The organism is Pseudomonas sp. 01L34 (assembly GCF_056400265.1).
Genome location: NZ_JBFTSX010000009.1, coordinates 78,933 through 103,408, shown reverse-complemented (window position 1 = coordinate 103,408; position 24,476 = coordinate 78,933). Strand labels below are relative to the sequence as shown.

General features: G+C 60.2%; 19 protein-coding genes, 1 tRNA gene and 2 pseudogenes. 11 read left to right on the top strand and 11 right to left on the bottom strand.

What is annotated here, in order from left to right; translation table 11 throughout:
* Positions 1 to 117 precede the first annotated feature (117 nt).
* Both AC1DQM_RS25720 and rimI read left to right on the top strand, forming a co-directional pair.
* Positions 118 to 864 carry an energy transducer TonB gene (locus tag AC1DQM_RS25720; protein ID WP_138866832.1) on the top strand — a complete coding sequence of 249 codons (747 nt, stop codon included), beginning with the start codon at positions 118 to 120 and terminating at the stop codon, positions 862 to 864.
* Positions 857 to 1,309: a ribosomal protein S18-alanine N-acetyltransferase gene (gene rimI / locus AC1DQM_RS25715; protein WP_018929537.1), complete on the top strand. Its 453-nt coding sequence runs from the start codon at positions 857 to 859 to the stop codon at positions 1,307 to 1,309. Before AC1DQM_RS25720 ends, rimI begins: the two co-directional genes overlap by 8 nt.
* 62 nt (positions 1,310 to 1,371) lie before the next feature.
* Here the strand turns inward: rimI and AC1DQM_RS25710 are convergent, their stop codons facing one another.
* On the bottom strand, positions 1,372 to 1,776 hold the full coding sequence (locus tag AC1DQM_RS25710; RefSeq protein ID WP_477747034.1) for a serine kinase/phosphatase: 405 nt from the start codon (positions 1,774 to 1,776) through the stop codon (positions 1,372 to 1,374).
* A 183-nt stretch (positions 1,777 to 1,959) separates the two neighbouring features.
* On the opposite strand from AC1DQM_RS25710, the gene can reads away from it, so the two are divergent.
* The gene (gene can, locus AC1DQM_RS25705; protein ID WP_007939732.1) at positions 1,960 to 2,604 is read left to right on the top strand and encodes a carbonate dehydratase; all 645 of its coding nucleotides are present in this window, start codon (positions 1,960 to 1,962) and stop codon (positions 2,602 to 2,604) included.
* A 7-nt stretch (positions 2,605 to 2,611) separates the two neighbouring features.
* Here can and AC1DQM_RS25700 read toward each other — a convergent pair whose 3' ends face one another.
* From AC1DQM_RS25700 to AC1DQM_RS25685, 4 genes are all read right to left on the bottom strand, one after another.
* Positions 2,612 to 3,136 (bottom strand): SET domain-containing protein-lysine N-methyltransferase, encoded by a 525-nt coding sequence (locus AC1DQM_RS25700; RefSeq protein ID WP_477747033.1) that lies wholly within the window; start codon positions 3,134 to 3,136, stop codon positions 2,612 to 2,614.
* Between the two features lie 181 nt (positions 3,137 to 3,317).
* A complete protein-coding gene (locus AC1DQM_RS25695; protein WP_018929540.1) occupies positions 3,318 to 4,490 on the bottom strand; it encodes a hypothetical protein in 1,173 nt (390 codons plus the stop codon).
* A 116-nt stretch (positions 4,491 to 4,606) separates the two neighbouring features.
* Positions 4,607 to 6,304 carry an acid phosphatase gene (locus AC1DQM_RS25690; protein ID WP_477747032.1) on the bottom strand — a complete coding sequence of 566 codons (1,698 nt, stop codon included), beginning with the start codon at positions 6,302 to 6,304 and terminating at the stop codon, positions 4,607 to 4,609.
* A 153-nt stretch (positions 6,305 to 6,457) separates the two neighbouring features.
* Positions 6,458 to 7,876 carry a short-chain fatty acid transporter gene (locus AC1DQM_RS25685; protein WP_477747031.1) on the bottom strand — a complete coding sequence of 473 codons (1,419 nt, stop codon included), beginning with the start codon at positions 7,874 to 7,876 and terminating at the stop codon, positions 6,458 to 6,460.
* A 196-nt stretch (positions 7,877 to 8,072) separates the two neighbouring features.
* On the opposite strand from AC1DQM_RS25685, the pseudogene AC1DQM_RS25680 reads away from it, so the two are divergent.
* The 3 genes and pseudogenes from AC1DQM_RS25680 to AC1DQM_RS25670 all read left to right on the top strand — a co-directional run bounded on the left by AC1DQM_RS25680 (position 8,073) and on the right by AC1DQM_RS25670 (position 10,244).
* Positions 8,073 to 8,809, top strand: a pseudogene (locus AC1DQM_RS25680) (MFS transporter).
* A 118-nt stretch (positions 8,810 to 8,927) separates the two neighbouring features.
* Positions 8,928 to 9,704: pseudogene (locus AC1DQM_RS25675) on the top strand (PAS domain-containing protein); the annotation flags it as partial.
* Complete coding sequence (locus AC1DQM_RS25670) at positions 9,684 to 10,244, top strand: methyl-accepting chemotaxis protein (protein ID WP_371917775.1); 561 nt, start codon at positions 9,684 to 9,686, stop codon at positions 10,242 to 10,244. The pseudogene AC1DQM_RS25675 and the gene AC1DQM_RS25670, both read left to right, overlap by 21 nt.
* Positions 10,245 to 10,319: 75 nt before the next feature.
* Here AC1DQM_RS25670 and ggt read toward each other — a convergent pair whose 3' ends face one another.
* The 3 genes from ggt to AC1DQM_RS25655 form a co-directional block, all read right to left on the bottom strand.
* Complete coding sequence (gene ggt, locus AC1DQM_RS25665; protein ID WP_477747030.1) at positions 10,320 to 12,164, bottom strand: gamma-glutamyltransferase; 1,845 nt, start codon at positions 12,162 to 12,164, stop codon at positions 10,320 to 10,322.
* 138 nt (positions 12,165 to 12,302) lie between these two features.
* A tRNA-Met gene (locus AC1DQM_RS25660) sits at positions 12,303 to 12,379 on the bottom strand.
* 116 nt (positions 12,380 to 12,495) lie between these two features.
* Positions 12,496 to 14,553 carry a methyl-accepting chemotaxis protein gene (locus AC1DQM_RS25655; protein ID WP_477747029.1) on the bottom strand — a complete coding sequence of 686 codons (2,058 nt, stop codon included), beginning with the start codon at positions 14,551 to 14,553 and terminating at the stop codon, positions 12,496 to 12,498.
* Between the two features lie 319 nt (positions 14,554 to 14,872).
* On the opposite strand from AC1DQM_RS25655, the gene AC1DQM_RS25650 reads away from it, so the two are divergent.
* On the top strand, positions 14,873 to 16,090 hold the full coding sequence (locus tag AC1DQM_RS25650; protein WP_018929546.1) for an MFS transporter: 1,218 nt from the start codon (positions 14,873 to 14,875) through the stop codon (positions 16,088 to 16,090).
* A 98-nt stretch (positions 16,091 to 16,188) separates the two neighbouring features.
* Here AC1DQM_RS25650 and AC1DQM_RS25645 read toward each other — a convergent pair whose 3' ends face one another.
* From AC1DQM_RS25645 to AC1DQM_RS25635, 3 genes are all read right to left on the bottom strand, one after another.
* Positions 16,189 to 17,526 (bottom strand): OprD family outer membrane porin, encoded by a 1,338-nt coding sequence (locus AC1DQM_RS25645; RefSeq protein ID WP_477747064.1) that lies wholly within the window; start codon positions 17,524 to 17,526, stop codon positions 16,189 to 16,191.
* Positions 17,527 to 17,674: 148 nt separating this feature from the next.
* On the bottom strand, positions 17,675 to 19,117 hold the full coding sequence (locus AC1DQM_RS25640) for an amidase (RefSeq protein WP_086946014.1): 1,443 nt from the start codon (positions 19,115 to 19,117) through the stop codon (positions 17,675 to 17,677).
* A 64-nt stretch (positions 19,118 to 19,181) separates the two neighbouring features.
* Positions 19,182 to 20,495: an MFS transporter gene (locus AC1DQM_RS25635; protein WP_477747028.1), complete on the bottom strand. Its 1,314-nt coding sequence runs from the start codon at positions 20,493 to 20,495 to the stop codon at positions 19,182 to 19,184.
* Between the two features lie 246 nt (positions 20,496 to 20,741).
* Here AC1DQM_RS25635 and AC1DQM_RS25630 point away from each other — a divergent pair, with 246 nt between their 5' ends.
* The 4 genes from AC1DQM_RS25630 to AC1DQM_RS25615 all read left to right on the top strand — a co-directional run bounded on the left by AC1DQM_RS25630 (position 20,742) and on the right by AC1DQM_RS25615 (position 24,474).
* A complete protein-coding gene (locus tag AC1DQM_RS25630) occupies positions 20,742 to 21,671 on the top strand; it encodes an asparagine synthetase A (protein ID WP_018929550.1) in 930 nt (309 codons plus the stop codon).
* A gap of 64 nt (positions 21,672 to 21,735) precedes the next feature.
* On the top strand, positions 21,736 to 22,806 hold the full coding sequence (locus tag AC1DQM_RS25625; protein ID WP_018929551.1) for an LLM class flavin-dependent oxidoreductase: 1,071 nt from the start codon (positions 21,736 to 21,738) through the stop codon (positions 22,804 to 22,806).
* On the top strand, positions 22,799 to 24,022 hold the full coding sequence (locus AC1DQM_RS25620) for an MFS transporter (RefSeq protein ID WP_064616173.1): 1,224 nt from the start codon (positions 22,799 to 22,801) through the stop codon (positions 24,020 to 24,022). Before AC1DQM_RS25625 ends, AC1DQM_RS25620 begins: the two co-directional genes overlap by 8 nt.
* Positions 24,019 to 24,474 (top strand): cobalamin B12-binding domain-containing protein, encoded by a 456-nt coding sequence (locus AC1DQM_RS25615; RefSeq protein ID WP_477747027.1) that lies wholly within the window; start codon positions 24,019 to 24,021, stop codon positions 24,472 to 24,474. The genes AC1DQM_RS25620 and AC1DQM_RS25615 overlap by 4 nt, the downstream gene beginning before the upstream one ends.
* Positions 24,475 to 24,476: the final 2 nt, after the last annotated feature.

Below are 24,476 nucleotides of genomic sequence, written 5' to 3'. Positions count from 1 at the left end.
CTATCGATCAAGCGTGGGCGATCTTGAGCGAAGGGCGGTAGAATCACCGCACTTTAGTTATCCACAAGTGGCCGACCTTTGCTTATCGAGTCCCGTCGCCGCGCTTATTTGACCGCCATGCAGGTGGTCAACTGGCTGCCGCGCACCGAATTGCCCTTTGCTGCGCCATCGCGGCCCGAGCTGCTGGAGACGCCTGAACCGTTGGTCGTCGCCCCGGTGACGCCTGCTCCGGTAGCGCAAACGCCCGTGGAACCCGCGGCCAAACCGGCCGAGCGGGTGAAAATCGAGGTGCCACGGCCGACGCCATCGGCTGGAAAACCAGCAAGCAAAGCGACGCAAGAGAGCGAAGAGGTACCGCTCGTCGCCAAGGCTGCGCCAGTGCCGCCGCCGCGTTTCGCTCTGCAATTGCTGCGAGCCGGTCGCTGCCTGTTGCTGGTGGAGTTACCCACAGGCGAAACTTTCCAGACCCGCGATCCCGCTTATCTGTTGCTCAAAGACATGCTGCGCGCCGCCGGTCTGCCGGACAGCCCGCAGATCGTCGGCGAGCCGGTGCGCTGGCCGCTGCTGGCTCGCGGCACCATGGACCAAGGGCCGGAAGCGGCTCGGGATTTCGTACAAGGTTTTCTGTCGGCCCGCCTGGAAGACGCACCGTGCGTCTGCCTGTGGCTGATCGGCCTGCCGGCGGTGCGTTTTGCCGGTGAGGCCAGCGCCGAATCCTTCAACCGTGAACTTCAGGTCGAAGGCCTGGGGTCGGTCTGGGCCTTGCCGGGCCTGGAGTTATTAATGGAAGAGCCACAGCGTAAGGCTGATGTCTGGCAAGCCATGCGTCGGCTGATGGCGCGTTGGAAAGAATCGAATGAGTGACGCTGTATCGTTCCGCCCGATGACCGAGGCGGACCTGGACGCTGTACTGAAAATCGAATACGCAGCCTACAGCCATCCCTGGACCCGCGGGATTTTTCTCGATGGCCTGGGCAAGTACCAGATCTGGCTGATGTTCGAAGGGCAGCAGCAGGTCGGTCATGGCGTAGTGCAGATCATCCTTGATGAGGCGCATCTGCTGAACATCACCGTCAAACCGGAAAATCAGGGCCGCGGCCTGGGCTTGACGCTGCTGGAGCATTTGATGTCGATTGCCTACAAGGCTGAGGCGCGGGAATGCTTCCTGGAAGTGCGCGACAGCAACCGGGCGGCGTTTCGGTTGTATGAGCGGTATGGGTTTAACGAGATCGGACGTCGGCGGGATTACTACCCGGCGGTTGGCGGGCGAGAAGATGCCGTGGTGATGGCCTGCACCTTGGTTGATTGATCGTTACTAAAGGCTTCGCGGGCAAGGCTTGCCCGCGAAGGCGTCTTCACGGACGTCAACGATCAAGGCTTGCCGTCCAATGGATCCTGCTGTGCCAGTTCCGCTTCATCCAGCCCATCGCCCCCACCGATATCGTCCCCGTCGACAATGCTCAGATCCCAATCCGCCTGGTCACCTTCACCCGCTTCGTGGGCATCCCGTGCGCCGTCTTCACGGATCAGGGTTTCCGGGGTCAAGTCATCGTCGGTGGCGTCATTGTCATTGGTCGAGCCCCCAGTCATGCGGGGTTTACGGACGCGTGCGTCGGGCATCTGCTGTGTATGCTCGTGTTCAGGTGTCAGGTCGCTGATTCTGGTGCCGGGTTCTTCCTCGTCGAAATCCAGCTCATGCACCGAGCCCATGCGGTCTTCATCGTCGTCGATGGGCTCGGGTGGCTCCTTATCGAACGGACGTCGTGAATCAGTCATGGCTATTCCTCATACTGTAGGCCCTACTACAATTGACCCACTGGACTGCCGAGAATTCCCGCGGGCAGGGAGCGCCGGCTAGCCGCTACATACATCAGGACATCAGGGGGATCTGCATCTCGTGCGTGACCCCGACGGGCGGTTGTCTGTCAAAGCAGTGCATCATTCTCGAGGCTTCATTGCATGAACGACTTACAAGATCTGATTGATAACAACGAGCGCTGGGCTGATGCGATCACCCGCGAAGATCCTGATTTTTTTGCCAAGCTAGCCCGTCAGCAAACCCCGGAATACCTGTGGATCGGCTGTTCAGACGCACGCGTGCCAGCCAACGAAATCGTCGGCATGCTGCCGGGTGATCTGTTCGTGCACCGCAACGTGGCCAACGTGGTGCTGCACACCGACCTCAACTGCCTGTCGGTGATTCAGTATGCGGTGGATGTACTCAAGGTCAAACACATCCTGGTGACCGGCCACTACGGCTGCGGCGGTGTACGCGCCTCGATGCAGGATCGTCAGTTGGGCCTGATCGACGGCTGGTTGCGCTCGATTCGTGATCTCTACTATGAAAAACGCGACGAACTGGCCAAGTTGCCCACCGAAGAAGAGCGGGTCGACCGCCTCTGTGAGCTCAATGTGATCCAGCAGGTGGCCAACGTCGGTCACACCAGCATTGTGCAAAATGCCTGGCACCGCGGGCAGAGCCTGTCGATCCACGGCTGCATCTATGGCATCAAGGACGGTCGCTGGAAGAGCCTGAACGCCACCATCAGCGGTTTCGAGCAGTTGCCGCCGCAGTACCGTTTGCGCCCGGTCGAGGCACTGTAAAAGCCATTCAGATGAGACTTCGCCGACGCCAGTGTTGAAAGAACTGTTCTCCATTGGCATTCGGTGACTCGTCGTAGCCGATGATCCAGCCACGGCAGCAAGGACAACCGCAGCGGCAGGCGAACTGCCGCAGCAGCTTGTCTTCTGTCGCGGCGAAATCCATCGTCAGTCGGTCACCCTTTTTGATGTCTTTGAGCGCCCATAACCACAGCTCGCTCATATCGAGAAAGACGTTGGGGTCGCAGGAGTGACTCAGCAGACCACTGAAGCACGGATCGTAGACATGGATTCCCGGCGCCAACTGCCGGGTGTGTCGGCAGCGATAGGGCAATAGATGTCCGGAAACACGGCAGATTCGGCTGATGCGGGGAAACTCGCGCAGTGCCGCGACCGCCATTGCCGAGCCCTGAGCGTTATGGATGATTTCAAAGTCGTCTTTGGAGGGGAATCCAAGGCGAAGGGGCAACTCTACAAACGGATAGATGCCATTTGATGACGGCGGTGGTAGTCCTTGTTCGGCATGGCGTCTCATAACAATCCTTGTCAGTTGGGTGCTACGACCTCCGTCTGCTGACATCCTGTCAGCTCTGTAGCACGTGGATACGACACAAGCCTCTCGCAAATGAGATAACCGGTCTACTGTCAGATATGACAGTCGAGAAAAGCTCTTTCCCGCGTCAGCCATGGCTCACGCGGGAAAGACTTCCTTCGTTTTACAAGTGTGGGGCAGATGCGGAGGTCATAAGGGCCGGGGTCTGCAGCTGTTTCAGCTCGGATTTGACCGGCGCTGTCGAGCATTTGGCCACCGCTTGCTCAGGCGTCAGGTTGCGAATCGAGGTGTAGAACAGTTCGCAGGTTTTTTCTTTCTGGGTCACTTGCCAGGTCTGAGTGCAGCTTTTCAGCTGAGCGGTAGGGTCAGTGCCCGGTTTGCTGCCCATTCCGGCCTGCCAGCACGCGGCACTCAAATCCTGCCCCATGACTTTCAGCCCCGCGGCGTCGGCCTTGGCCTGCGCATCGTCGCCGCTATAGGCTTCGGGGTCGGCGGCGTACCAGATGTAGCTCGGGTGGTTGGAACCCAGTACGGGTACCGTCACCCCCTTGCTCGGGCTGATGGTTGCCAGGCCCAATATTTCTACGGTCTGCCCGTATTGTTGCTTGATCCAGTTACGCACCGGTGAACCAAAGGCGACCATTGGCAATGCTGCACCTTTGGCATTCTGGCTGACTTCCTTGACCATGGTGGTCTGGTAGTCCGTGAAGTAGTTGTAGACGCCTTCCAGATCCTTGCCGGCGGTGGACGGCGCGGCAATCGGCGCGATGTCGATGATGGTCTGATAGGCCGGCGTCTGGTCGGCGGGAATGTTGTTGGCGGTCAGCAGCGCGGCCCAGCGGTCGGTGGTCTTGGACTCCAGATAGTCCTGGGCCTGGGTCAGGGAATAATCCGGCGGGAAGTGCAGCAGTTCGACGCTTTTGCGGTTTTCCAGCGCCATGCCCAGCGGCAGGAACAGGTACCAGTTATAGGTCCATTTGCCATCGGCACTCAGCTTGTTGGCACCGTTGTAGGCCAAATCCCCAGCATTGAGCAGTGCGGTCAGTGGCTTGTCATAGCCTTTGGGCACACCGCTGATATGGGCGTGGAGCTGCTTGTTTTCGGTTTTGACCAGCACTTTTGCGGTCTTGTAGCCATCGCGCTGTACGCTTTGGGTCAGGTAATGCTCGACGGTCTGCTCCAGTGTCCAGTTGCGGAAGCAGATGACATTACAGTTGTTGGGGTAGGCGAACAGCCGGGTAACGCGTTCGGTACTGCCCAGATTCAGATCGACATCGGCGTGAGCGGCGGCGCTCAGGGTGAGTGCGGCGAGGGTGAATCCTGCGAGTTTGAACATGCTCAGATCCTTTTCAGCGTGAGCCCTCGGAGGTGGGGCGGGTACATACTGGAACTAGTTGTGTCGAACGGTCTAGTACACAAGTGAAAAGAGCGCCAGTCAGAGCCCCTTTTTCATCAGGCAAAGTGCAGTGTATTGCTCAAATCGCCCATGGGTTTCTGGCCACGGGCAATCATTGCATCGTCCCGCTGCCTGAGGCCATCGAGCTTTTCAAGCTGAAACACCCGGGTGATCAACCGCAGAGTCGAGCCAGTGTCATAGACCGTGTGATCCACCATGCCCTTGCGCGCAAACGGCGAAACCACCAGCGTCGGTACCCGCGAGCCCGGCCCCCAGCGGTCGCCCTTGGGCGGTGCGACGTGATCCCACCAACCGCCGTTCTCATCGACCGTAACCACGACCACCATGTTTTTCCACTGCGGGCTTTCCCGCAGCACTTTCAGGGCGCGGACGATGTGCCGGTCGCCGGACGCTACATCGGCGTAACCGGCGTGCATGTTCAGGTTGCCCTGGGGTTTATAGAAACTCACCGCCGGCAGCTTGCCCGCCTCGGCATCGGCAAAGAACTTGTTGGTATTCGATTCATCGCCCAACCCCGCATCCCGTAGACGTTTACCGCGCTCCAGCGGGTTTTCCGGCCCCTGCTGCTTGAAGTAGTTGAACGGTTGGTGGTGGTACTGGAAGTTCGGGATTTTCGGAATACCGCCAGAGTCCTTGTACTGATCCAGCGTCGCCTGCCAACCTCCGGCATACCAGGCCCAGTCGATGTTTTTCTTCGAGAGCTTGTCGCCTATGTGCTCGTGGGTCTGGGGGACCATGACGTTCGGCAGGTCTGGTTTGGCGTACGCAGGACGCTCCGGGTCGCGAATCCAGGTCGGCCAGTACGGCGGAGCGAGCGTGTTGACCCCATAGCCGTCCGGCGTCAGCGCGCTGGGGCCGAATTGGGGTGGGCCGGTCATGGCGCTGGCTGGGGATTGTTCCAGGGGCTTGAGGCGTGGATCGGCCGGATCATCGCTTTGCAGCGTGGCGATTTGTGTCTTGGCCACCGAGTTGACGGCGTCCGGATAGAACGGCGCGGTGGCGCTGATCAGGTATTGATGGTTGAGAAACGAGCCGCCGAAAGCCCCCTGGAAAAAGTTATCGCAGAGCACAAATTCTTGGGCAACGTCCCACAACCGCAGGGAATATCGACTCTGGGCGTAATGCCCCATGGGCAGGCCACCGGAGTCGCCCCAGGCGACAAAGCCGTCATTTTTGCCACCGTTGATCTGCATCTGGTTCTGATAGAACGCATGCCACAGGTCGCGCGTCACCAGGCCGAACGGCAAGTCTTCTGCGTTCGGACCTTTGAGGGCAAAGGGCGCGTTAGGCAGGTGTTCCTGGAACTGGGTTGCGCTGGGGTAAGTCACGCCATCGAGGGTTTGCGGGCCGATCTGCAGCACGCCGCCCCAGACTGGCGGCAGGGTCTGCAACAGGCTGCCATCGCGATCGCGCTGCTGATATTCGACGGGCTTGAGGCCCGAGAGCGGTTTCTCGACGCCAGGGAAGTCGCCGAACAGGTTATTGAAACTACGGTTCTCGGCGTAGATCACCACTACGGTTTTCACCTGGTCGCGTAGGGCTTTGTCCAATTCGACAGGTGAAAGCAGGCGTTCGAGCGGTTTATCCGACTCATCGCCATGACTGCCACAAGCGCTGAGGGTCGCGCCGACACCGAGTACCGCCACGCCACCCAGGAAGCGGCGGCGACTGGTGTCGGTGGGCGTATCTGTTTGCGGGGAAGAGGCGTCGTTGCGGTTTTCTTCATCGTTCATGGCGAGTTCCGTCTTGCTAAGTTGTTTCAATATGTTTCGGCGGGACGCTAGCAGCGAGGTGTGACAGAGGGGTTACGTTTGTGAAAACAATAAGTCGCCAGTGTGGAAGCAGCCCGCTTCCACACTGGATTGGTGGTGGATTGAAGGTCGGCGTCAAGGCATCACCGGCGCCATATACGTAAGCGTCGTCCCTAGCGCCCACAGCAGAAACAGCACCAGTGGCGTGTGCACCAGCAGTTGCACGAACGAAAACCCGATCAGATCCCGGGCCTTCAACCCAAGCACGCCCAGTAGCGGCAGCATGTAGAACGGGTTGATCAGGTTCGGCAGGGCTTCGGCGGCGTTGTAGATCTGCACGGCCCAGCCCAGGTGATAGTTCAGGTCGTTGGCCACTTGCATGACATACGGCGCTTCAATGATCCATTTGCCACCACCGGACGGGATGAAGAAACCGAGGATAGCCGAGTACACGCCCATCAACAGGGCGTAGGTGTCGTGGGATGCAATTTGTACGAAAAAGGTCGAGATGTGGTGGGCCAATGATTGTCCGTCGGTGCCCTTGACCACCGTCATCAGGGCGGCGATCGAGCCGTACAGCGGGAACTGGATCAGCACGCCGGTGGTGGTCGGCACCGCACGGGCCACCGCATCGAGGAAGCTGCGCGGGCGCCAGTGCAGCAGCGCGCCGAGCATCAGGAACAGGAAGTTGTAGGTGTTCAGTCCGGAAATCGCGCTGATCGCCGGTTTGGTCGCAAACTCATGGAACAGCCATCCGGCCGCCAGCAACGCCAGCAGAATCGTCAGCAGCGGGCTGTATTCCAGCCATTCACCAGGGCGGGTACGCGGTGCTGGCGCCGGCAGACTGAAACCCGGATCGATACCGCAGGCTTTGGCGTCACGGGCTGTCGCGGGGCCGGGCGCGGTGGCGTAGGCAACGATTAGTGAGACCACGGTCAGTGCCAGCAACAGCACACCCGACTGCCAGAGAAAGATCGTTTGAGTGAAGGGAATGACGCCCGTGATCGACAGAATCGATGGCGGCAAACTGGCGGGGTTGGCTTGCAATTGTGCCGCGGACGACGACAGACCCAAGGCCCAGACCGCGCCCAGACCAAGATAGGCGGCGGCACCGGCGGCTCGGTAATCCATTTTCAGATCGGTACGGCGGGCGAGGGCACGTACCAGCAGTCCGCCGAATACCAGTGACAGCCCCCAGTTCAGCAACGACGCGACCATGGAAATCAGCGCCACCCAGGCCACGGCGGAACGGCCGTTTTTCGGGACCCGTGCCAGGCGATCGATCAGTTTCACCGCCGGTGGCGAACTGGCGACCACGTAACCGCCGATCACCACGAATGCCATCTGCATGGTGAACGGAATCAGGCTCCAGAAACCGTCACCGAAGGCCATGGCGGCGTCGATGGGTTTGGCGCCCATGGCCATGGTCGCCACGGCGACGATGATCACTGCCAGCGCGGCGAATACCCAGGAGTCGGGAAACCAGCGTTCGGCAAAGTTTGAACAATGCAGGGCAAAGCGCGCATAGCGGCTATCTTCGATATCAGCGGCCACGGGAGTACCTCGTTTTTATGTTTATTGTGGGGTTCAGGGCGCAATGGCCCATCCGGTCGGTGCCAACAGTAAATCAATCGGCCCGTTGCAGGGACGCTGTTTGGGGCGTTTGGGACTATGGTCTAACGGGTTGTCCACAAGCGCATTTGCGTAGACCGTGGGCGCCTTGGTTTTTTGCCTGCCAGAGTTCTTTTACATGACTGCCAACATCAATGCGCGCCCGGCGCCCTTCACTCGCTCGGACTACAAGACCCTGGGGCTTGCAGCCTTGGGCGGTGCGCTGGAAATCTACGACTTCATTATTTTCGTATTCTTCGCGCTGACCCTCAGCCAGCTGTTCTTCCCGCCGGAAATGCCCGAGTGGCTGCGTCTGCTGCAAAGCTTCGGGATCTTCGTCACGGGCTACCTCGCGCGTCCGTTGGGCGGGATCCTGATGGCGCATTTCGCTGACCGGTTGGGACGCAAGAAGGTGTTCAGCCTGAGCATATGCCCTCGGTTTCCTGCAGGCGGGGCTGACCTTCGGTTACCTGATCGGCGCCTTGACGGCGACTTTTCTGGCTCAGGCGTTCACCTCGGCGCAAATCCTCGATTACGCCTGGCGTTACCCGTTTCTGCTGGGCGGTGTGTTTGGCGTGATCGGTGTCTGGCTGCGCCGCTGGCTCAGCGAAACCCCGGTGTTCATGGCGATGCAGGCCCAGCGCGAGGCCGCTGTCGAACTGCCGCTGCGCACGGTGGATTTCCTTCACCTACAACATTGCCTACGCCGCCTGGGCGAGTGTCACACCGCTGCTGTTGATCGGTCTGATGCCATGGAGTCCGTGGATTTGTGTGATCTTCTGCGCGGTGATGGGGGCTGTGGGCATCAGCAGCGCGGTGTATTTCGGTGCGCGAATGCCGCGAGTCGGGGGCTGTTCGGTGGCTGGCGCTGCATGAGGCTGTTTGTGCCGCGACTATTTTTGTAGGACAACCCTGCAACACTCTTCAGAAAATACCTGCAAAGCCGATGGCTAGGCTGTAAGCCGCTTTTTATCTCTGTCCATCGGTGCTTCCCATGTTCAATAAACGCTTGAAGCAGGAGCTTTCGGCTCTTCGCGAAGAACTCTCCAGCCTTCTGCAAGTCAAGGAGAGTCTGGAAAGCGAGATGCTGGTCCTGACTCTTGACTCCGATGGGCGAATTCAATCGGTCAACCAAAACTTCGTCAGTGAGATGCTCTACAAAAGCAATGATCTGATCGGCCGGCACATCGAAGACCTTGTTCCGGTCCATGTGAAATCGGATGAATTCCATAACCGCTTCAAGGCCGCGCTGACCCGTGGCGAGCACTTTGCCGGCGCGGTCCGTTTGCTACGCGGCAACGGTGCCGAAGCCTGGTTGCGTTCGATCATGCAGCCGGTGCGCTCCTCGGACGGCCGTATCAAGAACTTCTCGATTTACTCCAGCGACCTGACCCGTACCATCGAGGCGTCCCGTGAGCATGAAAACCTGATTGGCGCGCTGGTGCGTTCGACGGCAGTGATCGAGTTCGACCTCAATGGCAACGTGCTGATGGCCAACGAGCGTTTCCTCAGTGGCATGGGTTACAGCCTGGCGCAGATCCAGGGTAAACATCACCGCATCTTCTGTGAGCCAGAGGAATACAACAGCGCTGAGTATCAGAACTTCTGGCGCCGTCTGAACGCTGGCGAGTTCGTCGCTGATCGTTTCAAACGCATCGACAGCCACGGTCGCGTGGTCTGGCTGGAGGCTTCCTACAACCCGGTGCTCGACGCCAACAACAAGCTCTACAAAGTGGTGAAGTTCGCCACGGTGGTTACCGATCAGGTGCATCAGGAGCAGGCTGTCGCGGAGGCGGCCAACATTGCCTACAGCACTTCTCAGCAAACCGACCAGAGTGCACAGCGCGGAACTGCCGTGGTGACCCAAGCTGTAGACGTGATGCGTGACCTGGCCAAACACATGCAAACCGCTGGCGAAGGTATCGAAGCACTGAACGAGCAATCGCTGGTGATCGGCACCATCGTCAAAACCATCAGCGGCATCGCCGAGCAGACCAACCTGCTGGCGCTCAACGCGGCCATCGAAGCGGCTCGTGCCGGTGAACAGGGACGTGGGTTTGCCGTGGTGGCGGACGAAGTCCGGCAATTAGCCTCGCGCACCAGTCAGGCGACCGATGAAATTGTCGGCGTCGTGCGTCAGAACCAGGACATGGCGCGCAACGCCGTGGCGCTCATGACTGACGGCAAGCTCCAGGCTGAACAAGGCCTGGCGCTGGCGGCGGAGGCGGGCACGGTGATCGTCGAGATCCAGGACGGTGCGCAGAAAGTGGTGAACGCAGTCGGGCAGTTTGCCAACCAATTATCGACTTGATGCTATCTATCCGGCGCGGGTAGTCCTCAAAAAGGCCTACCTCCCGGTAAGCCTTTCCTCATTCCTGCGTAAGACTCAATCCCCCAACGCTTCCCCCTCACGCCGTGGATCGGCCCCGCCGGCCAACGCGGCTTTCCCCTGCGCATCCTTGACTCGAACAATCGCCTGAGTCCCGCTAGTCATGTCGATCTCGCCCACGCTGTGCCCTTTGTCCTTCAGTGCCTGAATCAGTGCCGGGCTGAACTGACCCTGTTCCAGTTCGGTCGGGCCGTTGCGGCTGCCGAAATTGGGCAGGTTAATGGCGGCCTGTGGGTCGAGGTTCCAGTCGAGCAGGCCAATGGTGGATTTGGCTACGTACTCGATGATCTGCGAGCCGCCAGGGGAGCCGACGGTGGCCAGGAACTCGCCGCTCTGGCGGTCGAAGATCAGCGTTGGTGCCATGGACGAGCGCGGGCGTTTGCCGGGTTCGACGCGGTTGGCGACTTTTTGCCCTTGCTCTTCGGGGATGAACGAAAAGTCGGTCATCTGGTTGTTGAGCAGAAAACCCTGGACCATCAAGTGTGAGCCGAATGCCGCTTCCACGGTGGTGGTCATGGACACGGCATCGCCCTCGTCATCGACTGCCACCACCTGCGAGGTGGAGATGCGCAGCGGCGAGCGGTCCGGCGCGTAGGCGACCTGAATGCCCGGCGGGGTGCCGGGTTTGGCCTGGCCCATGCTGCGGTCGCCAATCAAGGTTGCGCGGGTCGCCAGATAAGTCGGGTCGACCAGCCCTTTGACCGGCACGGGTACGAAGTCGGTGTCGGCAACGTACTGCGCACGATCGGCATAAGCCAGACGCTCGGCTTCGGCGATCAGGTGTACGGCTTCAGGGGCTGGCTCTATGCCCGCCGGTTTACTGGTCTTGACCGGTTTGAGTGGTGCCAGGGCAAAGCGTGGGTCGCGGGTTTCCAGGGCCTGCAAGGTGCCGAGGATTTGCGCCACGGCGATTCCGCCCGATGACGGCGGCGGCATGCCGCACACTTTCCAGCGTTTGTAGTCGGTGCACAGCGGCGCGCGTTCCTTGGCCTTGTAGCCCTGGAGATCGTTCAGCGACAGGCTGCCGGGGTTGGTATGGCCCTGAACCTTGGCGACGATTTCTTTTGCGATCGGCCCTGTGTACAGCGCGTCGGGACCTTCCTTGGCGATGCGCTTGAACACCGCGGCGAGTGCCGGGTTTTTCAGCTGTGTACCGACGGCTTTCGGATGGCCATCGGCAGTCAGAAAGTAGGCGGCCATGTCCGGTGAGCGCTGGATAAACGCGTCGGCCGCGATCAACTGATGCAGTCGTGGCGAGATGGCGAAACCTTGCTCGGCGAGTTTGATGGCGGGCTCGAACAGCCTCGCCCACGGCAGCCGACCGTGCTTTTGATGGGCCAGCTCCAACGCCCGCAACACACCCGGCGTACCCACCGAGCGCCCGCCGATCTGCGCCTGAGTGAAAGGCATCGGTTTGCCGTCGGCTTGCAGGAACAGTTTCTCGGTGGCGCCAGCCGGTGCGGTTTCGCGACCGTCGTAGGTGCGTACGGCCTTGCCATCCCACAGCACAATCAACGCACCACCGCCGATACCCGACGATTGCGGCTCGACCAGCGTCAACACCGCTTGCATGGCAATGGCCGCATCAATCGCCGAGCCACCCTCGCGTAGCATCTCCCGTCCGGCTTCGGCCGCCAACGGGTTGGCGGCCGCGGCCATGTGTCTGGAGGCGTGCTGCGTCTGCAGGTCGGTGCGATAACCGGAGGTGATTTCCGGCGCGGCCGGCAAGGTCGAGACCGAAGGCGAAGAGGGCGGGGCGTTACACGCGGCGAGGGTTAAAGCGGTGGCGATCAGCGAAAAGGCTGACAGGCGATAGCGGTTCAAGTGGAAGGCTGAGAACACGCGAGGCACTCCGTCCATGGGATAAAAGGTCCAGGGACTTTATCGGTCGAAGGAGTGCTACGCAAATCAGGGGGCGCCCGCCACTTTTCTCGAGGCATAAAAAAACGGCCTACCTTTCGGTAAGCCGTTTTTAGTACTTGGTGGCTACACAGGGACTTGAACCCCGGACCCCAGCATTATGAATGCTATGCTCTAACCAACTGAGCTATGTAGCCAAGTGGCGCGCATTATTCACCTGGAACGACGATGCGTCAAGCGTAAATCTAAAATATTTCTCCACACTTTCAACCGCTTATCCCGCTGACCCGAAAAAACGGGTCAGGGGAGGGCATCAACCGAGCTGAAATCTCCCGGTATTCGCACTCAAGGCCTTGCTACCCTGGCTCAAGGTGTCCGCGGCGAGGTTCACCGCCCGCGCGCCTTCGAGCAAGCGTACCGCCGCCTGATCGACTTGCTGGATGTTGCCGCTGACTTCATCGGCGGTACTCGCTTGCTCTTCGACGGCGGTGGCGATTTGCGCCAGGGTGTCTGTGACGCTTTGCACCGCGCTGGCGATTTCCCCCAGGCGTTCGCCGAGACCGGTGACGGCTTGCGCATCCGATTGCGCCTGGCCGCAGGCGGCTTCCATCAGGCTTACCGCTTCGTTCACGGTGCTGCGCAGGCTGTCGACGGTGCCGGCGATCTGCGCGGTGGAGGACTGGGTGCGTTGCGACAGGCTGCGCACTTCATCGGCCACCACCGCAAAGCCGCGACCTTGCTCGCCAGCCCGTGCGGCCTCGATGGCGGCGTTGAGGGCCAGCAGGTTGGTTTGCTCGGCCACGCCGCGAATGGTGTCGACCACCAATTGAATCTGCTGCCCTTGCTCGCTGACCCGACCCAGTGCTGCCGCGGTGTCGTTCAACCGCTGATTGAGCTGCTGAATACTCGCTGTCGTGCGTTGGCTGTCACGGCTGCTATCGGCGGCGATGCGCTGGGTGTGCTGAGCGCTGCCAGACGCCTGTTCGCAACTCTGGGCGACCCCTTGGGAGGTCGCGGCCAATTGCGTGGCCGCTGCGGCGATCTGGCTGATCTGCAACTGCTGGGCTTCGACTTCGCCAAGGGCACCGCTGGAGTGATCGTTGAGGGTGCGCACCGCGTTGCTTAACTGCAGGGTTTCGTGATCGACCCCCAGCAAACTGTTGCGCAGTTGTACCACCGCGACGTTAAGCGAGGTGCTGATCGCCGCCAGTTCGTCGCGGCCCTGTACCGGCACTTGCAGGCTCAGGTTGCCGTCGCGCAGTGCTTCGGCCAGCAGTGTGATGCCGCTGGCGCTGCGACGGATCGAGGCCTGTAGACAGATGAACAGGTACAGCGCGGCCAGCAGCAGGCAGCCAAAAATTGTCGCCACCAGAATGAACTGGCGGATGGCCGAACCGTGGTAATAATCCAGCCGTTGATCCAGAGAAACCAACGATTGCTGGCGTAGCGAGGCAAGGTTACCGAGGAGGGCGTCGAGACTGCGTTCGAAGTCTTCGGGCTTTAGGTTGATGCTGCCACCGAAGACGCCGTCGTCCAGCACTTTCAAACCGGCATCCAGCTGCTTGAGGCTGTCATGGTACTGCCCGGCCCAGGTTTGCAGGGCGCTGGGCAAGCGGGCTTCCAGCAGGCTACCAGTTTTCACCAGCTGTTCCCGAGCATCGCCGATGCGGCTGCGCAAGTCGCGCAATTGCAGGCGGCTTTGCAGAGTGAACTGCCCGGACACCACCGAAGCTTGACCAACCGCGGCGAGGCGACCGACCCGTTCGATCAGGTCCGGTGCGTGTTGAGTGGAGATCTGCGTCAGCAGATAAGTTTCCAGCCATGGCGCGAGGGTCAGGCGATTGTCCATGGCAATTTGTTCGCGCAACGCTTGCAGGGCGCTCAAGGCATTGGTGAAGCGATCATAGCCGTCCGGCCACCATCCAACGCTGCTCAGGCTTTTCGAATCCAGGCCGGTGAGGGCGCTTTGCAGGGCTTGATAGCGGGTGAGGGTCTCGCCCTCGGCGCCTTCGGTGTTCAGGGCATTACCCAAGTCTGTGATTGCCTGGGCCACAGCCGGCTGAACCGTGTCGAACGCCGCCATCGCAGCGATGGTTGCTGGCGTCGGCTGGCGGTTGGTTTCGGTGGCGCGCCAGCGCGCGGCGCGGTCACGCTGGGCGGCGAGCAAGTTGTCGAGCGCATCCAGGGCAATCAATTGCCGGACCCCGGCGCGTTCGCCGGCGATCAGGCTCAACTTGTCACGATAGTCCTGGCCGATCATCCACAAGCTGCCTGCCAGCGGCAGGATAAACAGCAGAAACAGCAGCTGAAATTTGCGCGCGAAGCCGAAGCGCCCCAGCAGCCCGATCCCCGGTGATAAAAAAGCCTGCATGCCCCATGACTCCTCTGGACACCACGCACCATTGGCGTGCGTCGAGGCCATGGCGACCGCGACTGATGTCCTTCTAAAAGGCCTCGAAAGTTCACCTTGGTCCGCTCTGTAGGCCGACTCTGTAGCGAAACTTCCCATTCTCGGTCCCCTTTGTAAGGGGCCGCGTTGAAGCAGATAAGCAAGGCAAGATTCAGACCATGGCTTTGCGCTATCACCTTTTTGAGGTCGTTAGCAAGCTAAGGGGATGGCGCGACTGCACCGAAAAATGGCACATTGACCGACCTGCCTGTGCGCACCCATCCGCAGTACGGAAACTCTCATGGCCATCAGCAACGCTCAGTCCGCCGCGACATCGACGCCCGCTCCTTCACAAAGCAGTCCGCTGGTCATGCGCATCATCGGCGCGGTGGCGCTGGCGCACTTGATCAACGACCTGATTCAGGCGGTGCTGCCCTCGATCTATCCGATGCTCAAGGCCAACTATGGCCTGACCTTCACCCAAGTCGGCCTGATTACCCTGACCTTTCAATTGACGGCCTCGTTGTTGCAGCCGTGGGTGGGTTACCACACGGATCGCCATCCCAAGCCCTGGCTGTTGCCGGCCGGCACTGTCTGCACATTGATCGGCATTTTGATGATGTCGGTAGTCGGCAACTTTCCGATGATTCTGCTGGCGGCAGGGTTGATCGGTATCGGCTCGTCGACTTTTCACCCGGAAGCTTCTCGCGTCGCGCGACTGGCCTCGGGCGGGCGCTTCGGCCTGGCGCAATCGACGTTTCAGGTCGGCGGTAATGCGGGCTCGGCCTTCGGGCCGTTGTTGGCGGCAGCGATCATCATTCCCTATGGTCAGGGCAATGTGGCCTGGTTCGGCGTGTTCGCACTGTTTGCGTTGTTCGTGCTGTACCGGATCAGCCGCTGGTACGCCAATCACTTGAACCTGTTCAAACTCAAACAAGGTCAGGCAGCGACGCACGGCTTATCAAAGGGCCGGGTGATCAGTGCGTTGGTGGTACTGGGGTTGCTGGTGTTCTCCAAGTATTTCTACATGGCCAGTCTCACCAGTTACTTCACGTTCTACCTGATCGAGAAGTTCGACCTGTCGGTGGCCAGCTCGCAGCTGCATCTGTTCTTGTTTCTCGGCGCGGTAGCGGCAGGGACCTTCTTCGGCGGGCCGATCGGCGACAGGATCGGGCGCAAGGCAGTGATCTGGTTCTCGATCCTCGGTGTGGCGCCGTTCACGCTACTGCTGCCCCATGTGGACCTGTTCTGGACCAGTGTGTTGAGTGTGGTGATCGGTTTCATTCTGGCCTCGGCGTTCTCGGCCATCGTGGTGTATGCGCAAGAACTGGTGCCGGGAAATGTCGGGATGATTGCCGGAGTGTTCTTCGGCCTGATGTTTGGTTTTGGCGGAATTGGTGCGGCGCTACTCGGGCATCTGGCGGATATTCGCGGCATCGAGTATGTGTACTTCCTGTGTTCGTTCTTGCCGCTGTTTGGGGTGTTGGCGATCTTTCTGCCAAGAACCAAAAAAGTCTGAACCAACATCCCTCCACTGTGGGGACCGGCGAGCTCGCTAAGCTTCCACAGTGTTTCGCAAGTGGGGCCGATGATTCTGTTCGGCCCAAAAAGCCCGCCTCAAAAAATCCACATCGGCAGATTCGCCACCAGGCGGACCTCGTCGTAGCTACCGTCGATCTGCCCGCCCGTGGCCCGATGGTTGTAGACAATGGTGCGAAACACCGCGTTTTTCAGTGCTCCGGATTGCACCACGTACGCCACCATTAAACCGTTTTCATCGTGTTTGGCATTGTCCAGACCCCGCACGTTGTAACCGGTATTGCGCCCGTTACGGTCGCCGCTGTAATGGGTGCCGTCGATGTCCCAGCCTTTTGCGTGCCACAGACTGGTCGTCAGGCCCGGTACCCCTAAAGACGCCAGATCCAGGTCGTAGCGCAGTTGCCAGGACTTCTCGTTCGGGCCGTTGTAGTCCGAGTACAACGAGTTGGCCATGTAATTGCCCGTGGACTCCCAGACGTAATCGAAATACTCGTCGCCAAACACCTGCTGCCAGGCCAGAGTCAGGCTGTGGGCCCGGTGCGATGCGGTGAACGCCAGGCTGAAGGCGTCATTGTCGATGTAGCCCAGGCGCTGCTCGCCCTGATCCTCGGTGTGGTAGTAATTCAGTGCAGTCTTGAGCGCAATCTCGCGCCGATCCCCGATCAACTGGGTCAATCCCAGATAGGTCTGCTGCCACATGTCCTCGAAGCGTGAGGTGTAGAGGCTGACGTCCAGACCGTAAGGGGTTTTGGCCATTCCTCCGAGGTAGGAAATACGCGACCCCGAATACGCCCGGTTACCGAAGGTGGTGGTGAGTTTTTCGCTGCCGGTACCGGTACGTGGAATCGCCCGTTCGAAGCTGCCGGCCTGCAATGACAGCCAATCGAGTTCGTTGCTGAACAGGCCTACGCCCTGAAAGCTCGAGGGCAGGGCGCGATTGTCCTTGTAACGCAGAATCGGGTTGTCGGTGAGCAAGCGACCGGCCTTGATTTCTGTGCTGGAAAAACGCAGCCGCAGATCACCGACACCCAAACGACTCCAGGTCGGTAGCGCATCGCCATCGCTGTCCACCAGCACCCGATCGCCACCATTGGCGACACGCCCATGTCCGCGCTCCAGGTTGATGGCGCTGAACAATGAAGCGTCTAGCCCGAAGCCGACCGCCCCTTGGGTATATCCGGAGCTGTAGTTGAGCATCGCGGTTTGCACCCAGGTTTCACGGATGCGGGTCCGCTCCAGGCCATCTTCTTTCTTGATCCCCAGGTAGGTAGAACGTCGGGTGTGTTGGTTGGCATAGTAATGGCGCAAGTTCAGCCCCAAATGGCTGCCGTCGACAAAACCCGGGGCCTGGGCTTGAGTGCTCGGCGTTTCATCCGCCGTTACAATCAAAGGGCTGCCGACGGCAATGCTGGCCATCAGAAGTACACGAAAATCCATTTCGATAAGTCTCTAGAGGAACAAATCAGGCGCACGTCGCTAATGCTGTCAGTGAAGAAATTTGAGCGACAAAAATCCTGTGGGAGCGAGGCTTGCCCGCGAAGAATGCACCGCGGTTTTTCAGCAACTACGCGTTATCATTCTTCGCGGGCAAGCCACGCTCCCACAGGCGAGACGGCGGGCTGGGCCAGTGGCGAATCGTGCCGCGCCAGTTTTCATAGGTCTTGCCGAGCCGAAGCAACCACTGGTCTGCGAAGCGCGGAGCGATCATCTGCAGGCCGATCGGCATGCCTTGGTCGGTAAAGCCGCAGTTGATTGACAGGGCTGGCTGCTCGCCCATGTTCCACGGCACAGTGAAGACGATGTGCTCGAACGGCAGGCGCGGGTCATTGGTGGGCGAGGCCCATTCAGCCGCAAAGGCACTGACCTGGTTGGTCGGCGACAACACCAGGTCGACATTATGAAAGACCTCGGCTGCCCGGCGCCGGATTTCGAACGTCTGGTTGAACCCCTCAACCGCCTGCACGGCGCTCAGGTTCTCGGCCGCTGCCGCCCAGTCGCGAATGTAGGGCAAGACCTGATCGAACCGCTCGGGGCTCAGGGCCTGCAACTGACTCCACTGTCGCGCCTGCCAGAATTGATCCAGGCCCTGGAGCACGGCGCGGTCCATCAGTGGCTTGATCTGACGTACCTGGGCGCCCCTGCTTTCGAATAGGCGAGCCGCTTCCCGAACCGCCGAGCACACCTGTTCGTCTGGTTGAATGCCACAGCCGGGATCGAGCATCAGACCGATTTTCAGCCCTTGGACCGACAACTGTCCCAGGGCCCAATCGCCTTGTTCCGGTAGCAGGCTGGTGGCATCCCGCGCATCGGGGCGGGACAGGTAGCGCATCATCAGCGCACAGTCATCCATGCTGCGGGTCATGGGGCCGGCACAACGGCCGGTGTAATAGGGGTCGATGGGGATGCGCCCGAGTGTCGGCTTGAACCCCACCAGGGCGCACCAGGCTGCGGGCAAACGGACCGACCCGCCGATGTCGGTGCCGACATGCAGCGGCCCATAGCCGGCCGCTGCTGCCGCCGCCGCGCCGGCACTGGAGCCTCCGGGATTGTTCGCCAGGTTCCAGGGATTGCGTGTCACGCCGTGGAAACTCGACAGCCCCGACGACAACATCCCGTAGTCCGGAACCGTTGTCTTGCCCAGGACTATCGCTCCGGCCTCACGCATCCGCGCCGCCGGTGGTGCGTCGGCTGTGGCCGGGATCAGCTCGGTCGCGGCGCAGCCCAGGGGAATGCAGTCGCCTTGCGTCGCTATCAACTCCTTGAGTGTCACGGGTAAACCATCGAGCAGACCACGGGGTTGGCCCCGGCTCCAGCGCTCGCTGGCGGCAGCCGCCTGTTCCCGGACCCGTTGCGGGTCAAAGGCGTACAAGGCATTAAGATGGGGTTCCCAGCGCTCGATGTGGGCCAGCAAATGGTCGTAGTATTCCAGCGGTGACAGTTCCTTGCTGGCGAACAACACCAACAGTTGCACCGCCGATAGATCATGCAAATCGTTGACGCAGCTCATGCCAATTGCCGTCCTTTGGTATTCAGGGGCAAGCGCCGCGACCGGCGGCGCGAAAAGGTCAGGCTCAGGCGCCTGGAACCACCGAAACGTCAGCCACCGACGAGGAGCGAAAGCCGAAGAACAACGCCATGAGTGCCCCGACGGCCCCCATGACCACGCAATAGCCTACGCAGACCCAGGGGCTCCACGGCATCAGTCCGATCAGCAGAAGCGGTGTGGTACTGGCCCAGAGTGCGTAGGCAATATTGTAGGTAAAGGAGATACCGGACACCCGGATCCGGGTCGGAAACAACCCCACCATTACCGAGGGCACCGCACCCACTACGCCGCAGGTCAGGCCGGCCAGCGCATAGGCCACGCTGATCCAGTAGCCACCACTGATCAGGCTGGCGTAAAGCACCGCGGTCCCCACCGGCAGCAGCAGGCTATAAACCAGCACCGTGCGCCAGGCGCCGATCCGGTCCACCAGTAATCCAGCCAGTACACAGCCGATATTCAGGAACACAATGCCCAGGCTGCTCAGCGCGAACGTATGGCTGGCGCTCATGCCGAAGCTTTTCTGCATGACAGTCGGGGTGATCACCACCAGCACCACCACCGCTGATGTCAACACACAGGTCAAAAGCATCGCCGGCAGGATGGATTTGCTGTGATCGCGCAATACTGTCCGTAATGGCAACTCCGCATCCAACTCACGTCGCGCCTGCAAGGCCATGAACACCGGGGTTTCACTCAGCCAGCGCCGCAGCCAGACCCCGATCACCCCGAATACACCACCCAGCAGGAAGGGGAGGCGCCAGGCGAAGTCGAGTATCTCGGCGGGGCTATAGAGCCGCGCCAGGAGGGTTGCGGTCAGTGCCCCCAGCAGATAGCCAAATGTTAATCCGGCCTGCAGCACACCCAGGGCATAGCCACGATGCCTGACCGGGGCATGCTCGGCCACGAACACCCAGGCGCTAGGCACTTCGCCGCCCACAGCGGCGCCTTGCAGCACCCGCAACAGAAGCAGCGTCAAGGGCGCCCAGTAACCGATCTGTTCGTAGGTCGGCATGATTCCGATCAACAGGCAGGGCAAAGCCATCATCAGGATGCTCAGGCTGAACACCCGCTTGCGCCCCACCCGGTCTGCGAAATGCGCCATCAGGATGCCGCCCAGCGGACGTGCCAGATAGCCGGTGACGAAAATTCCGAAACTCTGCAGCAAGCGCAGCCACTCAGGCATCTCTGGCGGAAAGAACAACTGGCTGAGGGTCAGGGCGAAGAACACAAAGATGATGAAGTCGTAGATTTCCAGCGCACCACCCAGCGCCGCCAGGCCCAGGGTCTTGTAGTCAGACCGGGAAAAGCGACCGGGTTGTGGATCAATGTGGGCCGTCATAAAGGGACTCTAAACAGGAACTCATGAAAACTCGCGACTGAAACAGCATTCGAAACCACGCCCTTGAACAGGCAGTGTCGTTCGAATGAAGCCATCAGGTACATAGCCGGTAATGGTCCATCCAATTACCGGGCGGGACAACCAGACAATGCATCTGGGTTGCTTTTTAGGGCAAATCTGTACATTGAGTTTTTGCGTGTTTAACCAATAATCGGGCACTTTCTAACCCTGGATATTGAGCGCTACATGGAAGAAATTCAGCGTAATTTCGACGATTTTAATCACCCGGACGTTGAAGCGATCGCGATTATCCGCGGTCGCGTGTTGCAGGCATTGCAACAATATTTGCTGGAGCGCGACTTCAAGCAGCTGATGCCCATTCTCATGTCGCCCATCACTGACCCCTTGAACCATGCGGTCTACCCCGCTGAACTCCAGTACGAAACGCGGCGCCTGAAACTGACCGCCAGCATGATCTTCCATAAACAGCTGGCATTGACCGCCAGAGGTCATGACAAGATCTTTATCGTGGCGCCGAACATTCGTCTGGAAAAAGCCGAGATCAAGGATTCGGAGAACCACTTGCTGGAATTCTCCCAGTTCGACTTCGAAATACGTGGCGGCAACATGCACCAGGTCATGGCGCTGATCGAAGGCTTGATCAAGCACACCTTCGCCGAGGTCAGGCAACACTGCTCGGCCCAGCTGGCCCACCTCAATCGCCAGCTGCCGCACTACGAGACGCACTTTCCGATATACAGCTCGGACGAGTTGCGCGCCGAGTATGGCGACGACTTCGAGAAGATCATGTCGGCCAAGGCCCACACGCCGTTCTTCGTCACCAACTACCGCCGGGAATTCTATGATCGCGAAACACCCGGCAAGCGCGGCCAGTACAACAACTACGACCTGATCTATCCCGACAGCTATGGCGAAGCCCTGTCGGGTGCCGAACGAGAGTTCGAGTACGAACAGATCATCTACCGCATGGAAGAGTTGTCGATGGACCTTGCGCCCTTCGCCAATTACCTCCAAGTCGCCAAGCGCGGCCTGCTTCATCCGAGCGCCGGCGGCGGGCTGGGGATCGAGCGACTGCTGAAGTTTATCTGCGGCAAACGTCGCATCCGCGATGTTGCGCTGTTCGACCGCACCGTCGGTACCAGCTTCCTGTTCTGACCCACCGTCACTTTTGCGCTGCCCCGCTTTCAGGCGGCGGCAGGCGCTGCTCTGGAGAAAAACCATGCCCGCGTTGCGTATCCACTGGTGCTCACCGCTCGACAGCGGTCAACAAAAGGCTTCCGAGAAATACAACACTGGTGCCCTGGACTTTGCCGGTATTGTCGACTTCGCTCAGGAAGCCGATGAGTTGGGGATCGACTCGTTGCTGATGGGTATCAGCTACCACATGCCTGACCCGCTGCCAATGATCGGCGCCCTGGTCCGAGAGACCAGCCGAGTCAAATTCATCCTGGCGTATCGCCCCGGCCTGCTGCCGCCGACGTTGTTCACGCAGATCGTCAATACCGTGTCGTGGATGTCCGACAAGCGTATTGCATTGAACCTGGTCGCCGGTATTTCCCCCGATGAACAAGCCTTTTATGGCGACTTCGTGGCCCACGATGGACGTTATGAACGCACCAGCGAATTCCTCGAGATTTTGCATCGTTTCTGGAAAGGCGAAACGCCCCTGACCCATCACGGCGCTCATTACCGTATCGAGCAAGCGCAATTGGGACTGCCTTTCAAGGACAACGAACGTCCACACATCTATTTGAGTGGCGCTTCGGAAATCGCCCAGCAGATCGCCGTGAAACACAGCGATTGCTGGTTACGCTACGGCGACACGCCGCAGGGTATCGCCGAGGCCAGCCGGGCAGTGCTCGAGGCGGGTTGTTCGGTGGGGATTCGCATGCATGTGCTGGCTCGGGAAACCCGTGCGCAAGCCCTGTCGGCCGTTGAAAGCATGATGGAAAACCCGGATGAGCAGCATCGCGAATGGGTTCGTCAGTTCGTCGGGCGTTGCGACTCCGAAGCCGTCAAGACTTCGTTCCGTCTGGCCGACAAGGCTGAACATGACTGGCTCTCGCCAATGCTCTGGTCCGGTGCCGTGGCCTACCGTGGCGGCCCGGCGCTGTGCGTGGTCGGCAGCTATCAGGAAGTGGCCGAATATCTGCTGGAATACAAGAAAGTAGGGGTCAGCGAGTTCATCTTTTCCGGCTGGCCGACTCGTGACGAAATGCGCGGTTTCTGTCGCCATGTGTTGCCACGCCTGCGCAAGCTCGAGGCCGAACTGGAAAGCCAGCATGCATGACACAGCCCGGCTGCGGCGTTTCGGTGCCGGCCTGCTGTTCGCGCTGTTGGCGGAACAAACGGTGCTGTTCGCAGTACCGTTGATGATCTTCCAGCTCACCGGCAATGTCCGTTACTCCGGAGTGGCGTTCGCTCTGGAGTGGCTACCGGCACTGCTGGCCTATCCGTTTGCCGGACTGCTGGCGGACCGCTTCGGCGGGCGTCTGCTGTTTCGCCACGCCAATACCGCGCGAGCGGTGAGCCTGGGGTTGACTGCCGGGGTCTGCTGGTATGCGCCAATGCTTACGGTCTGGGCCTTGATCGGCAACGGCATCGTGCTCTCGCTGCTGATGGCGCCGGTGCGTATGGCGGTGGAAAAGAGCGTACCGCTGATCGCTGGCCCCGAACGCCTGGCCCACTGCCAGTCCCTGGTGCAGAACATGGAGCTGCTGGCCATGGCGCTGGGCCCGGCGCTGGCGGCACTGCTGGCGATGTACGCCGACAAGCGCCTGCTTCTGGGGCTGGCGGCGCTGGCATTCGCCGCGGCGGGTGTGTGTTGGAAAGGCCTGCCCAATACCCAGTCGGCCAGCCCGCCGAAGAGCATCCGCAAGGACCTGGTCCTGGGCTGGAGTCTGTTATTGAACAATCCGCCGGTCTTATCCCTGGCGCTGCTCAATTTCACCATCAACCTGGCCTTTGCCTGCGTTCTGAGTGCCAATGCCTTTGTCATCAGTGGCGTGTTCGGTGCCGCCGACGGGGTGTTCGGCCTGATGAACGCCGGGGCCGGTGCACTGGGCTTGCTCAATTTCATTCTGGTGCCGCGGCTGCTGGCGCGGATGTCGATCTACCGCCTCGGTACATGGGGTTTTGCCTTGCTCTGCCTGGGCCTGATCTGTATGGGCGCGGCCAGCGGTGTAGCGCTCTATGCCATCAGTTTTCTCCTGGCGATGGCCGGCTGTGCCTTGTTCAACGTGTTCAATCGGACTCAGCGTATCAAGGCGATTGCCGCCGACCACTTGGGCAAGGTGATGGGCCCGTTCTACCTGGTCAACCTGCTGTCCTACCCATTGGGCGGCCTGCTGACCGCCAGTATCGGCCATGAGTACGGAGTCCAGACATTGATCCTGGCCCTCGCGCTGCTGCTCGCCATCCCCGGCGCCTTGCTGTTCAACCTGACCACCCGGCGCTTTCGCACCGCTCTGGACTTTCCCCCCTCAGCCATGGAGGCAACGCAATGAAAGGATCGCAAGACTGCCTGATTGCAACCGTCGAATCGGATTCGCACATGTGGAATCTGGTTTATCTGCAGCTGTGGTTGGCGGAGCACGGTTTCAACGTCAAGAACCTCGGCAGTTGCACCCCGGCGGAGGTGGTTCTCGCCACCCTTGAGCTGCGGCGCACGCAATTGTTGGTGGTCAGCAGCGTCAACGGCCATGGACATTTCCAGGGGCTGGAGCTGATTCGTCAGGTGCGTCAACAGCACCCGGATCTGCATTGTGTCATCGGTGGCAAGTTGACCACCTCGGAAGACCACACGCGGGCGGTTCGCCAGGAGCTGCTGGCCGCCGGTTTCAATGAGGTGTTCATCGGCCCCGACGCCATCGAGAACTTCGAAAACTACCTGAACACCCTTGAGCGCTCGAAACCTGCGCTTGTCCTGGGTACCGGCACGGCACCGTGCTGGACCTGAGT

Coding starts and splice junctions, on each gene's coding strand:
- AC1DQM_RS25615 (WP_477747027.1), top strand. CDS start 24,019: ATGAAAGGATCGCAAGACTGCCTGATTGCAACCGTCGAATCGGATTCG.
- AC1DQM_RS25690 (WP_477747032.1), bottom strand. CDS start 6,304: ATGAACGATGAAGAAAACCGCAACGACGCCTCTTCCCCGCAAACAGAT.
- AC1DQM_RS25620 (WP_064616173.1), top strand. CDS start 22,799: ATGCATGACACAGCCCGGCTGCGGCGTTTCGGTGCCGGCCTGCTGTTC.
- AC1DQM_RS25695 (WP_018929540.1), bottom strand. CDS start 4,490: ATGTTCAAACTCGCAGGATTCACCCTCGCCGCACTCACCCTGAGCGCC.
- AC1DQM_RS25630 (WP_018929550.1), top strand. CDS start 20,742: ATGGAAGAAATTCAGCGTAATTTCGACGATTTTAATCACCCGGACGTT.
- AC1DQM_RS25700 (WP_477747033.1), bottom strand. CDS start 3,136: ATGAGACGCCATGCCGAACAAGGACTACCACCGCCGTCATCAAATGGC.
- AC1DQM_RS25720 (WP_138866832.1), top strand. CDS start 118: ATGCAGGTGGTCAACTGGCTGCCGCGCACCGAATTGCCCTTTGCTGCG.
- rimI (WP_018929537.1), top strand. CDS start 857: ATGAGTGACGCTGTATCGTTCCGCCCGATGACCGAGGCGGACCTGGAC.
- AC1DQM_RS25645 (WP_477747064.1), bottom strand. CDS start 17,526: ATGGCCAGCATTGCCGTCGGCAGCCCTTTGATTGTAACGGCGGATGAA.
- AC1DQM_RS25650 (WP_018929546.1), top strand. CDS start 14,873: ATGGCCATCAGCAACGCTCAGTCCGCCGCGACATCGACGCCCGCTCCT.
- AC1DQM_RS25625 (WP_018929551.1), top strand. CDS start 21,736: ATGCCCGCGTTGCGTATCCACTGGTGCTCACCGCTCGACAGCGGTCAA.
- AC1DQM_RS25655 (WP_477747029.1), bottom strand. CDS start 14,553: ATGCAGGCTTTTTTATCACCGGGGATCGGGCTGCTGGGGCGCTTCGGC.
- AC1DQM_RS25710 (WP_477747034.1), bottom strand. CDS start 1,776: ATGACTGATTCACGACGTCCGTTCGATAAGGAGCCACCCGAGCCCATC.
- can (WP_007939732.1), top strand. CDS start 1,960: ATGAACGACTTACAAGATCTGATTGATAACAACGAGCGCTGGGCTGAT.
- AC1DQM_RS25635 (WP_477747028.1), bottom strand. CDS start 20,495: ATGACGGCCCACATTGATCCACAACCCGGTCGCTTTTCCCGGTCTGAC.
- AC1DQM_RS25640 (WP_086946014.1), bottom strand. CDS start 19,117: ATGAGCTGCGTCAACGATTTGCATGATCTATCGGCGGTGCAACTGTTG.